Annotated in this window: 11 protein-coding genes and 1 tRNA gene; 2 read left to right on the forward strand and 10 right to left on the reverse strand. The window is 70.8% G+C overall.

Annotated features, from left to right (window positions below; genetic code table 11):
* Window positions 1-80 precede the first annotated feature (80 nt).
* Window positions 81-155, reverse strand: a tRNA-Leu gene (locus tag ABD954_RS25870).
* 99 nt (window positions 156-254) lie between these two features.
* Here ABD954_RS25870 and ABD954_RS25875 point away from each other — a divergent pair.
* Complete coding sequence (locus tag ABD954_RS25875) at window positions 255-923, forward strand: ANTAR domain-containing response regulator (RefSeq protein ID WP_345489405.1); 669 nt, start codon at window positions 255-257, stop codon at window positions 921-923.
* Between the two features lie 72 nt (window positions 924-995).
* On the opposite strand, the gene ABD954_RS25880 is transcribed toward ABD954_RS25875, so the two are convergent.
* The 9 genes from ABD954_RS25880 to ABD954_RS25920 all read right to left on the reverse strand — a co-directional run bounded on the left by ABD954_RS25880 (window position 996) and on the right by ABD954_RS25920 (window position 11,726).
* Complete coding sequence (locus tag ABD954_RS25880; protein ID WP_345489407.1) at window positions 996-1,712, reverse strand: ABC transporter ATP-binding protein; 717 nt, start codon at window positions 1,710-1,712, stop codon at window positions 996-998.
* Window positions 1,709-2,905, reverse strand: a complete 1,197-nt coding sequence (locus ABD954_RS25885; protein ID WP_345489409.1) for an ABC transporter ATP-binding protein — start codon at window positions 2,903-2,905, stop codon at window positions 1,709-1,711. The genes ABD954_RS25880 and ABD954_RS25885 overlap by 4 nt, the downstream gene beginning before the upstream one ends.
* A 5-nt stretch (window positions 2,906-2,910) precedes the next feature.
* Window positions 2,911-4,662 carry a branched-chain amino acid ABC transporter permease gene (locus ABD954_RS25890; RefSeq protein ID WP_345492466.1) on the reverse strand — a complete coding sequence of 584 codons (1,752 nt, stop codon included), beginning with the start codon at window positions 4,660-4,662 and terminating at the stop codon, window positions 2,911-2,913.
* Between the two features lie 5 nt (window positions 4,663-4,667).
* Window positions 4,668-5,600, reverse strand: a complete 933-nt coding sequence (locus ABD954_RS25895; RefSeq protein ID WP_345489411.1) for a branched-chain amino acid ABC transporter permease — start codon at window positions 5,598-5,600, stop codon at window positions 4,668-4,670.
* A 113-nt stretch (window positions 5,601-5,713) separates the two neighbouring features.
* Entirely contained in the window at window positions 5,714-6,949 is a 1,236-nt protein-coding gene (locus ABD954_RS25900; RefSeq protein ID WP_345489413.1) for a branched-chain amino acid ABC transporter substrate-binding protein, read from the reverse strand.
* Between the two features lie 447 nt (window positions 6,950-7,396).
* Window positions 7,397-7,825 carry a hypothetical protein gene (locus tag ABD954_RS25905; protein ID WP_345489415.1) on the reverse strand — a complete coding sequence of 143 codons (429 nt, stop codon included), beginning with the start codon at window positions 7,823-7,825 and terminating at the stop codon, window positions 7,397-7,399.
* Window positions 7,822-8,706 (reverse strand): trypsin-like serine protease, encoded by an 885-nt coding sequence (locus ABD954_RS25910; RefSeq protein WP_345489417.1) that lies wholly within the window; start codon window positions 8,704-8,706, stop codon window positions 7,822-7,824. The genes ABD954_RS25905 and ABD954_RS25910 overlap by 4 nt, the downstream gene beginning before the upstream one ends.
* 171 nt (window positions 8,707-8,877) lie before the next feature.
* A complete protein-coding gene (locus ABD954_RS25915; protein WP_345489418.1) occupies window positions 8,878-9,387 on the reverse strand; it encodes a PaaI family thioesterase in 510 nt (169 codons plus the stop codon).
* A 56-nt stretch (window positions 9,388-9,443) separates the two neighbouring features.
* Window positions 9,444-11,726 (reverse strand): FdhF/YdeP family oxidoreductase, encoded by a 2,283-nt coding sequence (locus ABD954_RS25920; protein WP_345489419.1) that lies wholly within the window; start codon window positions 11,724-11,726, stop codon window positions 9,444-9,446.
* 144 nt (window positions 11,727-11,870) lie between these two features.
* Here ABD954_RS25920 and polA point away from each other — a divergent pair, with 144 nt between their 5' ends.
* Window positions 11,871-14,591 (forward strand): DNA polymerase I, encoded by a 2,721-nt coding sequence (polA, locus tag ABD954_RS25925; protein WP_345489420.1) that lies wholly within the window; start codon window positions 11,871-11,873, stop codon window positions 14,589-14,591.
* Window positions 14,592-14,674: the final 83 nt, after the last annotated feature.

Below are 14,674 nucleotides of genomic sequence, written 5' to 3' on the forward strand. Positions count from 1 at the left end.
GGCGGGATGCGGATCGTCCCGTTTCACCCGTGGGGGTGACGGCCGCAACCAGGACCGTGACCTTGGAATCTAAGGAAAAGTGCCCCGGGTCGGACTCGAACCGACACTGTGTGGGTTTTGAATCCACTGCCTGCTGCCAATTGGGCTACCGGGGCTCGCAGAATCGAAGGTTTCCAAGGACCCTGCGCGCGTCTACCTTACCGCAGCTAGGTAGGCTCATGGGGAGCAGAAACTGCGCCCACCGAGGAGCCCGCGTGACCGCCCCCGAGTCGCCCCAGCCCGTCGCCGACGACGACGCCGCCACCGCGTCCCACGTCCCGCCGCTGACGACCCGCGTCGTCATCGCCGAGGACGAGGCCCTCATCCGTCTCGACCTCAAGGAGATGCTGGAGGAGGAGGGCTACACCGTCGTCGGCGAGGCCGGTGACGGGGCCACGGCCGTCGAGCTGGCCCGGGAGCACAAGCCGGACCTGGTGATCCTCGACGTGAAGATGCCCGTCCTGGACGGCATCTCGGCGGCCGAGAAGATCGCCGGCGAGTCCATCGCCCCGGTCCTCATGCTCACCGCCTTCTCCCAGCGCGAGCTCGTCGAGCGCGCCCGGGACGCCGGCGCCATGGCGTACCTGGTGAAGCCCTTCAGCAAGAGCGACGTCGTGCCGGCCATCGAGATGGCCGTCTCCCGCTTCGCCGAGCTGCGCGCCCTGGAGAAGGAGGTCGCCGACCTCTCCCAGCGCCTGGAGACCCGCAAGCTGGTGGACCGCGCGAAGTCGATCCTCCAGACGCAGTACGGGCTGACCGAGCCGGCCGCCTTCCGCTGGATCCAGAAGACGTCGATGGACCGCCGCATGTCGATGCAGCAGGTCGCCGAGGCGGTCATCGAGGACGCCGAGGAGAAGAAGGCCGCGAAGGCCAAGGAGCAGTAGTCCTCGCGGACGGTACGAGGAAGGCCCGCCCCACGTCGCTGTGGGGCGGGCCTTCCGCTTGGGGGGAGGGGGCTACTCCTCGCCGAGGTACGTCTTGCGCACGTCGTCGTTGTGGAGGAGCTCCTGGCCCGTGCCGGAGAGCTTGATCTTGCCGACCTCGAGCACGTACGCCTGGTCCGCGAGGGAGAGCGCGGCCTGGGCGTTCTGTTCGATGAGCAGGATCGTCATGCCCTCGGACTTGAGGGTGGAGATGGTCTCCATGATCTTCTGCATCATGATCGGGGAGAGGCCCATGGAGGGCTCGTCGAGCATGAGCAGCTTGGGCTGGGACATCAGCGCCCTGCCCATGGCGAGCATCTGCTGCTCGCCGCCGGAGAGGGTGCCCGCGGCCTGCTTGCGACGCTCGCCGAGGATCGGGAAGAGGTCGTAGGCCTTCTGGATGTCCCGCTCGATGCCGTCCTTGTCGCTGCGCAGGAAGGCGCCCAGCTGGAGGTTCTCGGCGATGGTGAGCCGGGGGAAGATGTGCCGGCCCTCGGGGGAGTGGGCGAGGCCCAGGGAGACCACCTTGTGGGCCGGGATGCCGTTGAGGACCTGGCCGTCGAAGACGATCTTTCCGGCGGTGGGCTTGAGCAGGCCCGAGAGGGTGCGGAGGGTCGTGGTCTTGCCGGCGCCGTTGGTGCCGATCAGGGCGACGACCTGGCCGGCCTCGACGGAGAAGGAGATGCCCTTGACGGCCTCGATCTTGCCGTAGGCGACCCTGAGGTCCTCGACCTCCAGGAGTGCGGTCACTTGGAGTCTCCTTCGGTGGTGCTGTCCGCGTCGGCGGCCGGGGCCGCGTCGTCGGTGTCGTCGGCTGCTTCGGTGCCGGCCTCGGGCTCGGTGGCCTCCGCGTCGGCCTCGGTGGCATCCTCGTCAGCCGGGGTCTCGGCCGCAGCCGGAGCTTCCGCGTCAGCCGTGGTCTCCCGCTCGGCCTCCGCGTCAGCCGCAGCCTTCGGCCCAGGCTCCGTGTCAGCCGCAGCCTCCGGCTCAGGCTCTGTGTCAGCCGCAGCCTCCGTGTCAGCCTCGGCCGGGGCTTCGGCCTCCGCCGCGACCTCAGCCGCGGCCTCCGCTTCGGCCGCGGCCTCGGCGTGTGCCTCCGCCGCCTCGACCTCCGCGAGCTCCTCCGCGCCGGGCGCGCCCTCGAAGGGGGTGCCCAGGTAGGCGGCGACGACGCGCTCGTCGCCCTGGACGACCTCGGCGGTGCCCTCGACGAGCTTCTCGCCCTGGACGAGGACGGCCACGCGGTCGCACAGCTTGAAGATGAACTTCATGTCGTGCTCGATGACGAGGACGGCGATGCCGCGGTCGCGGATCGCGAAGACGAGTTCCTCGGTGGTGCGGGTCTCGGCCTGGTTCATGCCGGCCGTGGGCTCGTCGAGGAGCAGCAGGCCGGGGTCGCTGGCGAGGGCGCGGGCGATCTCCAGCTTGCGCTGCTCGCCGTAGGGGAGGTTGCGGGCCAGGTGGTCGGCCTTGCTCGCGAGGCCGACGAACTCCAGGAGTTCCATGGCGCGTTCGCGGGAGGCGGCCTCCGCCTTCTTGAAGCCGGGGCCGCGCAGCAGCGCGGACCACAGGCCCTCCTTGGTCCGGGTGTGGCGTCCGACGAGGACGTTCTCCAGGACCGTCATGTTGGAGAAGAGGCGGATGTTCTGGAAGGTGCGGGCGATGCCGGCCTGGGTCACGAGGTGCGGCTTGGGCGGCAGGACGGTGCCCTTGTAGCTGACCTGGCCCTCGGTGGGGACGTACAGGCCGGTGAGGCAGTTGAAGAAGGTGGTCTTGCCGGCGCCGTTGGGGCCGATGAGGCCGACGATCTCGCCCTCGCGGACGGTGAGGTCGACTCCGCGGACGGCGGTGAGGCCGCCGAAGCGCATGGTGACGCCGCTGGCGTCCAGGACGGTGGCGGCCGTGGTGGCCTTGGTGGCGCCGTTCTCGGTGGTGGTGGTCATGGCGTTCACGCCCCTGCCTTCGCCGCGCCGGCGTCCGTCGTGGCGTCTGCTGCCGCTGGTGCGGGCCGGCGCTGGTCGGGTACGTCGGGCTGGTCGTCGTTCTCGTGGAATTCCAGCTGGGCCCGCTTGTTGGCGATGAGGCCCTCGGGGCGGACCCGCATCAGGACGATGAGGGCGATGCCGAAGCCGAGCAGCTGGTAGTCCTGGAGGAACTGGAGCTTGGCGGGGATGAGGAAGAGCAGTGCCGAGCCGACGATGGGTCCGCTGATGGTGCCCATGCCGCCGAGGATGACGGCCGCGAGCAGGAAGGCGGAGTTCGGCGGGACGGGGCCGGCGAACACGTAGTTCTCGGGGACGACCGTGGTGTTGACGTGGGCCTGGACGGTGCCGGCGAGGCCGGCGAGGGCGGCGCCGAGGGCGAAGGCGACGAGCTTGACGCGGAAGCCGTTGATGCCCATGGCGGTGGCGGCGGTCTCGTCCTCGCGGATGGCGACCCAGGCGCGGCCGATGCGGCTGTTGCCGGCGCGGGCGAAGACGATGATGACCAGCGCCATGACCAGGATCATGAGCAGGTAGTAGTTGGCGTAGGCGCCGAGCTCGACACCGAGGACGGTGTGGGACTCGCCGAAGTTGTAGCCGAAGAACTCCAGCTGCGGGATGTTCGGGATGCCGTTGGGGCCGTTGGTGATCTGCGGGCCCGAGGTGCCGTCCAGGTTGCCCATGGCGATGCGGAAGATCTCGCCGAAGCCGAGGGTCACGATGGCGAGGTAGTCGCCGCGCAGTCGCAGGGTGGGGGCGCCGATGACGACGCCGAAGACGAGCGAGGCGGCCATGCCGGTGAGGGCCGCGGCCCAGAAGGGGAACTGGACGTCGAAGGCCGAGGAGGTGGCGCCGGAGACGAGGGCGGCGGTGTAGGCGCCGACGCCGAGGAAGGCGACGTAGCCGAGGTCGAGCAGGCCGGCGAGGCCGACGACGATGTTCAGGCCGAGGGCGACGGTCGCGAAGATCAGGATGTTGACCGCGATGAGGGTGTACGTGTCGCCGCTCTGCTGGATGAACGGGAAGGCGATCGCGGCGAACAGGCTCGCGGTGACCGTGACCTGGCGGTTGCGCGCGGTGATCTGGGTGAGCCGGGCGCTGAGGCCGGACTTGACCAGGGCGGTGGCGGTGAAGCCGACCAGGATCAGGTAGGCGATGAAGAGCTGGGGCTCGGAGTCGTCGGTGTCGATGCCGAAGGTGACGGCGTAGAGGCCGAGGGCGAAGACGGCGACGATGATGAGGATCTCGGCCCAGGAGGACAGCTGCTTGGCGGGGGCCGCCTTGCGGGTGTCGTCGGGGAGCTTGTACGCGGCGACGGCGGGGACGGCGGCGGCGAGGACGGCGATGCCGGCGCCGGGCTCCAGGTCCACCAGGGCGCCGAGCTCGACGATGATCGAGAGCGCGGTGAAGAGGGTGGTGGCGAAGGTGCCGAGGGCCATGATCCACAGCGGTCGGCGGGCGCCGGTCGGGGTGAGCCAGCCGAGGCCCTTGATGCCGAGTGCGGAGAGCGCGAGGGCGCCGGTGAGGACGGCTCCGACGAGCGTGAGCATCTGGAGCGGGGCGGGGTAGCCGTAGACCGTGAGGTTGCCCGGGAAGAGGGTGGTCCAGGTCCAGGCGAGGAAGGTGCTGGCGGCGGCCGCGGCGGAGCCGGCGACGATCGTCCAGAGCAGGCCGGCCGGCTTGGTGGCGGCGGGGGTCTTGGTGAGGTTGTCGGTCATGGTGCTCACGCCCTGTCCGCGACGCGCTCGCCGAGCAGGCCCTGGGGCCGCACGAGGAGGACGACAATGAGGAGGACGAAGGCCCACACGTTGGACCAGGCACCGCCGCCGAGCTGCTGCATGCCGGGGATTTCCTCGATGTAGGCGATCGAGAGGGATTCGGCGATGCCGAGGACGACGCCGCCGATCATGGCGCCGTAGATGTTGCCGATGCCGCCGAGGACGGCCGCGGTGAAGGCCTTGAGGCCGAGGATGAAGCCCATCTCGAAGTTGATCTGGCCCTTGTCGACGCCGTAGGCGACGGCGGCGACGGCGGCGAACGCGGCACCGATGGCGAAGGCCATGACGATGATGCGGTCGGTGTTGATGCCCATGAGCTTCGCGGTGTCGGGGTCCTGTGCGGTGGCCTGCATGGCGCGGCCGCTGCGGCTCTTGGAGACGAAGAGGCCGAGGGCGAGCATGCACAGGGGGGCGAGGGCGAGCACGAAGGCGTCGGCGCGCTGGATCTGGAGGCTTTCGGTGATCTGGAAGGACTCGCCCTGGAACTCGGGGAAGCTGACGGCCTTCTTGGCGTCCGGGTAGAACTGCCAGACCAGCTGCTGGAGCGCGATGGACAGGCCGATCGCGGTGATCAGGGGGGCGAGTCGCGGCGCGCCTCGCAGGGGGCGGTAGGCGAATCGTTCGGCGGCGGTGGCGACGGCCACGGAGGCTATCGCGCCACCGACGATCATGAGCGGTATCGCCACCAGTAGGGACGTTCCGCTCGGCAGAGCGGTGTAGGTGGTGAGGGCTCCGAAGCCCCCGATCATGAAGATCTCGCCGTGGGCGAAGTTGATGAGCTGGACGATGCCGTAGACCATGGTGTACCCGATGGCGATGAGGCCATAGAGGGCACCGAGGGCCAGGCCGTTGGCCAGCTGTTGCGGCAGTTCGTGCACCGCAGGCCTCCGATGAGCTTGTCGGATAAGACTCCGCGCGAGGGCGCTGTTTGCGCCCTCGCGCGGCTTGGTTCAGTTCGTGCGGGGCTCCCGGCCGGGTGCCGGGGCGGGGCTTACTGGTTGAAGGTGTCGCTCTTGACGTCGATCCACTTGCCGCCCTGGACCTTGTAGACCGTGAGCTGCTTGTTGGTGGTGTCGCCGTACTCGTCGAAGGAGACCTTGCCGGTCACACCGTCGAAGGAGACCTTGCCCAGGGCCTCGGTGACCTTGGCGCGGGCGTCGGAGGGCAGCTTGCCGCCGTTGGCGTCGACGACGGCCTTGACGGCCTGGATGATCGCCCAGCCGGCGTCGTAGGAGTAGCCGCCGTAGGCCGCGTAGGGGTCCTTGTAGCCGGCCGCGTTGTAGTCGGCGATGAACTTCTTGGCGGTGTCGAGCTTCTCGACCGGGTAGCCGATCGAGGTGGCGAGGTCACCGTCGTTGGCCTCGGCGGAGGCGCTGATGAAGGCGGGGTCGTAGATGCCGTCGCCGCCCATGACGGGGATCTTGGCGCCGGTCTTCTTGATCTGGTCGGAGAGCAGGCCGCCCTCGGGGTACTGGCCGCCGAAGTAGACGGAGTCGGCGCCGGAGGCCTTGACCTTGTCGGCGGTGGAGGAGAAGTCGGTCTCCTTCACGGTGACGTGGTCGGTGCCGACGACCTGGCCGCCGAGGCGCTTGAACTCGGCGGAGAAGATCGCGGCGAGGCCGGCGCCGTAGGTCTGCTTGTCGTCGACGACGAAGACCTTCTTCTTGCCGGCGTCGCGGAAGAGGTACTGGGCGGCGAACTTGCCCTGGACCACGTCGGTGGCGGCGGTGCGGAAGTAGGTCTTGAAGGGGCGCTTGAACTCGCCCTTGCCCCAGTTGTCGCCCTGGGAGAGGGAGGGGTTGGTGTTGGCGGGGGAGACCTGCGCCAGGTTGGCGGCGGCGAAGACGCCCTGCATCTGCTGGGAGACGCCGGAGTTCAGGGGGCCGACGACGCCGAGGACGTCCTTGTTGCCGACCAGTTTGGTGGCGTTGGCCTGGCCGGAGGCGGGGACGGCCTGGTCGTCCAGGGCCTCGATCTTGAAGGTGACGCCGGGGACGACCTTGTCCTTGTTGGCGGTCTTGACCGCGAGGTCCACGGAGTTCTTGATGCCCTGGCCCAGAGCGGAAAGCGAACCGGTGAGAGGGGCGTCCACACCGATCACCACGGTCGTGGTGCCGCCGGCGTTGTCGCCGCCACCCTTGCCCTCGTCACGCGAACCGCAGGCGGTGAGGGTGAGCGCTCCTGTGGTGAGGACGCTGGTCAGGATGAGCAAAGAACGGTGTCGCACGAAGATTCCTTTCCCTGGCGCGGCCCCCTCGAGCTGAGGCGGTGCCGTGAAGCTGTAGCGAGAGGTGCCGTTTTCGATGCCGGGCCGTACTGGGTCGAGCAGGCCGTGCAGAGGAGGCGCCCGGCGGCGCGGTGACTGGCCGTGACTCTAGGCGCAGGTGGGGAAGGTCGGGGAGCGCCGAGGACATGATGTGACTGTCTTGTTATGCCGACGGGGGGAAGCGGTGTGCGGGCCGTGGGCAAACTCGGGCACATCGGTCCGTAGTGCGGTGTTCACATAGTGAGAACGCGCAGTTCCGCTAAGGGGCTTGAGCGGATCATGGTGCTGACGGCCTGCTCGGAGGGGTATCCGGATATCGGACACGTGCCTCGGCGTGAGCGGACGGATGAGTCGACCCGATCACTCCGCTTCCGGGGCCCTGCCGCCGGGGGCGGTTGTCACGCAGCGTTACGAGGGTGATGGCCGGGAACCGCTGGTGGGAACTCCGTGTTCGCTGGGCGGTCGCCAGTTCTCCGAACTGCCCGTCGCCCCCTTCGCCGCCTCGCACCGCCGGCGCGTCTCCCGGTCGGTCAGCGCGAACGCCGACGCGCGACCGGACCGGCGCTCCTCGGCCCGCGCCTGCGCGAGCACCTCGTCGTGGAGCGCGTACTGCTCGTTCGACAGGCCCTTCTGCTCCCAGTCGAGCCCGGCCCAGGTACTGCCCTTCAGGGCCTCTTTCACCCAGTACGACACGAGACTTGTGCAGATGTCCGCGGGGGTGCTCGCGCGGGGCACGGGATCCCGCGGTGCCCGCTCGCAACCGGTGCCGAGCGCGAGGACGCAGCCGGTCAGGGCCGCGGCGAGCGCGGTCCTGACCGTGAAAGGCCCCCGGATCAAGGGAGTTGGACGTACGGCTTCAGGAAGTCGCGGGCGCCCGGGGTGTCGAGGCGGTAGACCACGTTGGTGGCGTAGCAGGGGCCGTCGCCGGTGATGGTGGTCGCCACCAGGGTGAGCCGGCCGCCGAGCACGGCGAAGTTCGGTCCGCCCGAATCGCCGTAGCAGGCACCGCCGTTGCCCTGCGGCGCCGTCATGGCGAGCCGGACCCACGCGTCGTTCAGCGCGTTGAAGGAGACCGGCGCCTTCATGCGCACCCCGCCGCCCGGGTGGGTGTGGCCGCCCGGCCCGCGCTGTGCCTCCTGGGTGCCGTAGCCGGCGACGAGGAAGTCGGTGTCGTTCAGTCCCCGCGGGCCCAGCGCGCCGAGCGCCCCGGCCTTCGGCAGGGCGGCCGGGGTGAAGGACCAGCGCTCCTTGATCTTCGCCGCGGGCAGCTCCACCACGGAGATGTCGTGATCGTCCGAGGCCGGTCCCGGGTACGCGGGGTGACTGATCGCCCGGCCCTCCACCGCCACGGCCCGCGCGACGGCCGCCGGGTCGCCGGGGTGCTCGGCCGCGGCCCGGTCGAGGCCGCCCTGCACGTCCTGGTCGAGGGAGACGTGGAAACGCACGTTCTCCGGCCAGTCGGTCGTGCAGTGCGCGGCGGTCAGGAAGGTGTCCTGGTCGATCATCGTGCCGGAGCAGACCCAGTCCACCCGGTCGGGCGTGGCCGGGTCGCCGTCGTTGTCCCAGGTCGCGACCAGGGCGCCGACCTCGGTGCGCTCGGGCGCGGGAGCGGCGTTGTACGAGTTGATCGCCGCGGACGGGATCGCGGTGGCGACCACGGCGGCGCAGGCGGCGGCGGTCACGGCGGTGGCCATGGTGGTGGTGCGTACGGCGGTCAAGAAGAGCCCCTCGGTGTGTGGTGGACCGGGTGTACTCCTGTGGGGGAGGGTCGACAGTGAACCGGCTGACGCGGCCGAGGGCAAGAGGCTCAGGAGATCGGGGAGTTGGACGACGGGGCCCCGGTACGGAAGGTCCGTACCGGGGCCCCGGGTGCCGGCGGTCCGGGTCGCTCAGGCGCCGGCGCCGTCGCGGCGGCCCGCCTCCGGCAGGTCGCCCGCGTCCTTCGCGCCGATCTCCCGGAGCATGCAGGTCAGCCGGGCCGAGCAGACCCGCTTGTCCTGCTCGTCGGTGATCACGATCTCGTACGTGGCGGTCGACCGCCCCCGGTGCACGGGCGTCGCGACGCCGGTGACCAGGCCGCTGCGCACGCCCCGGTGATGGGTGCAGTTCAGGTCCACGCCCACGGCGATCTTGGAGACGCCGCCGTGCAGCATCGAACCGACCGACCCGAGGGTCTCGGCGAGCACGGCGGAGGCGCCGCCGTGCAGCAGGCCGTACGGCTGGGTGTTGCCCTCGACCGGCATGGTCCCGACCACGCGCTCGGCCGAGGCCTCCAGGATCTGCACGCCCATCCGGTTCCCCAGGTGCCCGGCGGAGAAGAGCGCGGGCAGGTCCACCCCGAGCGAGGCGTACTCGTCGATGACTTCCTGCGGGAACTTCACGTGCTGCTGCTCACCCATCACCGGGCTCCGTTCGTCGTCGTACGGCTGTCGTCCCTCACTGCCTGAGCGAACGCTTAGGCGGCTGCGGATTCTTCCAGACGCACGATGACCGACTTGCTCGCGGGGGTGTTGCTGATGTCGGCCGTCGACTCCAGCGGCACCAGCACGTTCGTCTCCGGGTAGTACGCGGCCGCGCACCCCCGGGCCGTCGGGTAGTGCACCACCCGGAAGCCGGGCGCCCGCCGCTCGCTGCCGTCGGTCCACTCGCTGACCAGGTCCGCGTACGCCCCGTCCGCGAAGCCCAGCGCCGTCGCGTCCTCCGGGTGCACCAGGACCACCCGGCGGCCGCCGGTGATGCCCCGGTAGCGGTCGTCAAGACCGTAGATCGTGGTGTTGTACTGGTCGTGCGAGCGCAGCGTCTGCAGCAGCAGCCGGCCCTGCGGCACCCTCGGATACTCGACCGGCGCCGCCGTGAAGTTCGCCTTCCCGGTCTTCGTCGGGAACCGGCGCTCGTCACGCGGGGCGTGCGGCAGCGCGAAACCGCCCGGGTCGGCCGCGAGCCGGGCGTTGAAGTCCTCGAAACCGGGGACCACACGCGCGATGCGGTCGCGGATCCGCGCGTAGTCCGCCTCGAACTTCTCCCACGGCGTCGCCGAACCCTCGCCGAGGACCGCCCGCGCCATCCGCGCCACGATCGCCGGCTCGGACAGCAGGTGCGGGCTCGCCGGCGGCAGGTTGCCGCGCGAGGCGTGCACGAGGCCCATCGAGTCCTCGACCGTGACGAACTGCCGGCCGCTCTTCTGCACGTCCTTGTCCGTCCGCCCCAGCGTCGGCAGGATCAGCGCCCGCCTGCCGGTCACCGCGTGCGAGCGGTTCAGCTTCGTCGACACGTGGACGGTCAGCCGCGCGTTGCGCATCGCGGCCTCGGTGACCTCCGTGTCCGGGGTCGCCCCGACGAAATTGCCGCCCATCGCGAAGAACACCTTCGCCTCGCCGTCGCGCAGCGCCCGGATGGACCGCACCACGTCGAAGCCGTGGTGGCGCGGCGAGACGATCCCGAACTCCTTGTCCAGGGCGTCCAGGAACGCCGGCGCCGGCCGCTCGAAGATCCCCATCGTCCGGTCGCCCTGCACGTTGGAGTGCCCGCGCACCGGGCACACCCCGGCGCCCGGCCGGCCGACGTTCCCCCGCAGCAGGAGGAAGTTGACCACCTCGCGGATGGTCGGCACGGAGTGCTTGTGCTGGGTCAGGCCCATCGCCCAGCAGACGATCGTCCGCTCCGAGGCCAGGACCATCTCCAGGGCCTTCTCGATCTCGGCGCGGGTCAGGCCCGTCGCCGCGAGCGTCTCCTCCCAGCCGGCCTCGCGGGCCGCCGCCGCGAACTCCTCGAAGCCGTGGGTGTGCGCGGCGACGAACTCCTCGTCCACCGCGCCCGGCGTCTCCAGGACCAGCCGGTTCAGCAGCCGGAACAGGGCCTGGTCGCCGCCGATGCGGATCTGCAGGAAGAGATCGGTGAGCGCCGCCCCCTTCAGCATGCCGTGCGCCGTCTGCGGGTTCTTGAACCGCTCCAGGCCCGCCTCCGGCAGCGGGTTCACCGAGATGATCCGCGCCCCCGCCGCCTTGGCCTTCTCCAGCGCCGACAGCATCCGCGGATGGTTCGTCCCCGGGTTCTGCCCCGCGACGACGATCAGGTCCGCCCGGTACAGGTCCTCCAGGGACACGCTGCCCTTGCCGACGCCGAGCGTCTCCGTGAGCGCCGAGCCCGAGGACTCGTGGCACATGTTGGAGCAGTCCGGCAGGTTGTTCGTGCCGAACTCGCGGGCGAAGAGCTGCAGCAGGAACGCGGCCTCGTTGCTCGTGCGGCCCGAGGTGTAGAAGAGGGCCTCGTCGGGGGAGGACAGCGCCGTCAGCTCCTCCGCGATGATCGCGAACGCCCGCTCCCAGCTCACCGGCTCGTACCGCTCGGCGCCCTCCGGCAGGTACATCGGCTGCGTGATCCGGCCCTGCTGGCCCAGCCAGTAGCCGCTGCGGGCCGCCAGGTCCGCCACCGGGTGCGCGGCGAAGAACTCCGGCGTCACCCGGCGCAGCGTCGCCTCCTCGGCGACCGCCTTCGCCCCGTTCTCGCAGAACTCCGCCACATGCCGCTTGTCCGCCTCCGGCCAGGCGCAGCCCGGACAGTCGAAGCCGTCCTTCTGGTTGACCTTGAGCAGGGTCCGCGCGGTCCGCCGCACGCCCATCTGCTCGTGGGCCATCCGCAGCGTGTGCGCGACGGCGGGCAGCCCGGCGGCCGCGTGCTGCGGCGCCGTGACCCGCGGCGCGTCCTGGACCGGGTCGCCGGCCGGGGGCTTGCTGACCATCGCGCTCTCCCTTGAGCGGTGAAGGACTCCTACGTCCCCGATCCTGTCACGCGCCACCGACAACGGCCCACGCACGGTCGGTGCCCGGCCGGTCACCGTCGGCGCGTGGACGGGAATGTCGGTGGCGCGTGGCAGGATCGTCACGTGGCCGAGACAGCAGCGAAGAAGACCGATATGACCGAAGAGAACCGCCCGCGCCTGCTCCTCATGGACGGGCACTCCCTGGCGTACCGGGCGTTCTTCGCGCTGCCCGCGGAGAACTTCACCACCGCGACCGGGCAGCCGACGAACGCGATCTACGGGTTCGCGTCCATGCTGGCGAACACGCTCCGCGACGAGGCGCCCACGCACTTCGCCGTCGCGTTCGACGTGTCCCGCAAGACCTGGCGCTCGGAGGAGTTCCCCGAGTACAAGGCGAACCGTTCCAAGACCCCCGACGAGTTCAAGGGACAGGTCGAGCTGATCGGCGAGCTGCTCGACGCCATGCACGCCCCCCGCTTCGCCGTCGACGGGTACGAGGCGGACGACGTCATCGCCACCCTCGCCACCCAGGCCGAGGCCGACGGCTTCGAGGTCCTCATCGTCACCGGCGACCGCGACTCCTTCCAGCTGGTCAGCGACCACACCACCGTGCTCTACCCCACCAAGGGCGTCTCCGAGCTGACCCGCTTCACCCCGGAGAAGGTCCAGGAGAAGTACGGGCTCTCGCCGTCGCAGTACCCGGACTTCGCGGCCCTGCGCGGCGACCCGTCGGACAACCTGCCCGGCATCCCCGGCGTCGGCGAGAAGACCGCCGCGAAGTGGATCAACCAGTTCGGCTCCTTCGCGGAACTGGTGGAGCGCGCCGAGGAAGTCAAGGGCAAGGCAGGCCAGAACCTCCGTGACCATCTGGAGTCGGTGAAGCTCAACCGCCGCCTCACCGAGATGGTCCGCGACGTCGAGCTGCCGAAGACCGTCGCGGACCTCGCCCGCGAGCCGTACGACCGCACGGCCGTCGCCCTCGTCCTCGACACCCTGGAGATCCGCAACCCCTCGCTGCGCGAGCGGCTCCTCGCCGTGGACCCCGGCGCCGCGCAGGAGACCGCCCCGGCCCCGGCCCCCGGCGTCGACCTCGACTTCACCGTCCTGGGCTCCGGCGAGCTCGCCGGCTGGCTCGCCGAGCACGGCGGGCAGCCGCTCGGCGTCGCCACCCTCGACAGCTGGGCCCTCGGCACGGGCAACGTCGCCGAGATCGCCCTCGCCTCCGGCGACGGCGCCGCCGCCTGGTTCGACCCCTCCGAGCTCGACGAGGCCGACGAGCGCGCCTGGGCCGCCTGGATCTCCGACCCCGAGCGGCCGAAGGTCCTGCACAACGCCAAGGGCGCCCTGCGGGTCTTCCCCGAGCACGGCTGGAGCATCGCCGGCGTCACCATGGACACCGCGCTCGCCGCCTACCTGGTCAAGCCCGGCCGCCGCTCCTTCGCCCTGGACGCGCTCGCCGTCGAGTACCTGGGCCGCGAGCTCGCCCCCGCCGCCCCCGCCGACGGCCAGCTCGCCTTCGGCGCCGAGGACCACGCCGAGGCCGAGGCCCTGATGACCCAGGCGCGCGCCGTCCTCGACCTCGGCACCGCCTTCGAGGAGAAGCTCGCCGAGGTCGGCGCCAAGGAGCTCCTCCACGAGGTCGAGCTGCCCACCTCCGCGCTTCTGGCCCGCCTGGAGCGGCACGGCATCGCCGCCGACCGCGACCACCTGGAGGCGCTGGAGCAGCAGTTCGCGGGCGCCGTGCAGCAGGCCGTCAAGGAGGCCCACGCCTCCGTCGGCCACGAGTTCAACCTGGGCTCGCCCAAGCAGCTCCAGGAGGTCTTCTTCGGCGAGCTCAACCTGCCCAAGACGAAGAAGACCAAGACCGGCTACACCACCGACGCCGACGCGCTCGCCTGGCTGGCCGCCCAGACCGAGCACGAGCTCCCGGTGATCATGCTCCGCCACCGCGAGCAGGCCCGGCTGCGCTCCACCGTCGAGGGGCTGATCAAGACCGTCGCCGCCGACGGCCGCATCCACACCACCTTCAGCCAGACCGTCGCCGCCACCGGCCGGCTGTCCTCCACCGACCCCAACCTGCAGAACGTGCCGGTGCGCACCGACGAGGGCCGCGCCATCCGGCACGGCTTCGTCGTCGGCGAGGGCTTCGAGGCCCTCATGACCGCCGACTACAGCCAGATCGAGCTGCGCGTGATGGCCCACCTCTCCGAGGACGAGGGGCTCATCGAGGCCTTCACCTCCGGCGAGGACCTGCACACCACCGTCGCCTCCCAGGTCTTCAACGTCGAGCGGTCCGCCGTCGACGCCGAGATGCGCCGCAAGATCAAGGCCATGTCGTACGGCCTGGCGTACGGGCTCTCCGCCTTCGGCCTCTCCCAGCAGCTGGGCATCGAGCCGGCCGAGGCCCGCGGCCTGATGGACACCTACTTCGAGCGCTTCGGCGGCGTGCGCGACTACCTGCGCCGGGTCGTCGACGAGGCGCGCGCCACCGGCTACACCGAGACGATGCTCGGCCGCCGCCGCTACCTCCCGGACCTCAACAGCGACAACCGCCAGCGCCGCGAGGCCGCCGAGCGGATGGCGCTCAACGCCCCCATCCAGGGCACCGCGGCGGACATCGTCAAGGTCGCCATGCTCCGCGTCGACCGCGCCCTCACCGAGGCCGGCCTCGCCTCGCGCATGCTCCTCCAGGTCCACGACGAAATCGTCCTGGAGATCGCCCCGGGCGAGCGCGCCCGGGTCGAGGCCCTCGTCCGCGACCAGATGGCCCACGCCGTCGACCTGCGCGCCCCCCTGGACGTCTCGGTGGGCGTGGGGCCGGACTGGGACTCGGCGGCGCACTGAGCCGGATCCGACCGGCAGCCGGTTCCCCGGCCCGCACCACGAGGGCGCTGTGCCCTCGTGGTGCGGCTCACCCGGGCGGCAGG

Source organism: Streptomyces roseoviridis (genome assembly GCF_039535235.1).
Lineage (GTDB): Bacteria > Actinomycetota > Actinomycetes > Streptomycetales > Streptomycetaceae > Streptomyces > Streptomyces roseoviridis.

Excerpts from the sequence above, each read along its gene's own strand:
- ABD954_RS25920 (WP_345489419.1), bottom strand. The coding sequence starts at position 11,726 with ATGGTCAGCAAGCCCCCGGCCGGCGACCCGGTCCAGGACGCGCCGCGG.
- ABD954_RS25885 (WP_345489409.1), bottom strand. The coding sequence starts at position 2,905 with ATGACCACCACCACCGAGAACGGCGCCACCAAGGCCACCACGGCCGCC.
- ABD954_RS25915 (WP_345489418.1), bottom strand. The coding sequence starts at position 9,387 with ATGGGTGAGCAGCAGCACGTGAAGTTCCCGCAGGAAGTCATCGACGAG.
- ABD954_RS25890 (WP_345492466.1), bottom strand. The coding sequence starts at position 4,662 with ATGACCGACAACCTCACCAAGACCCCCGCCGCCACCAAGCCGGCCGGC.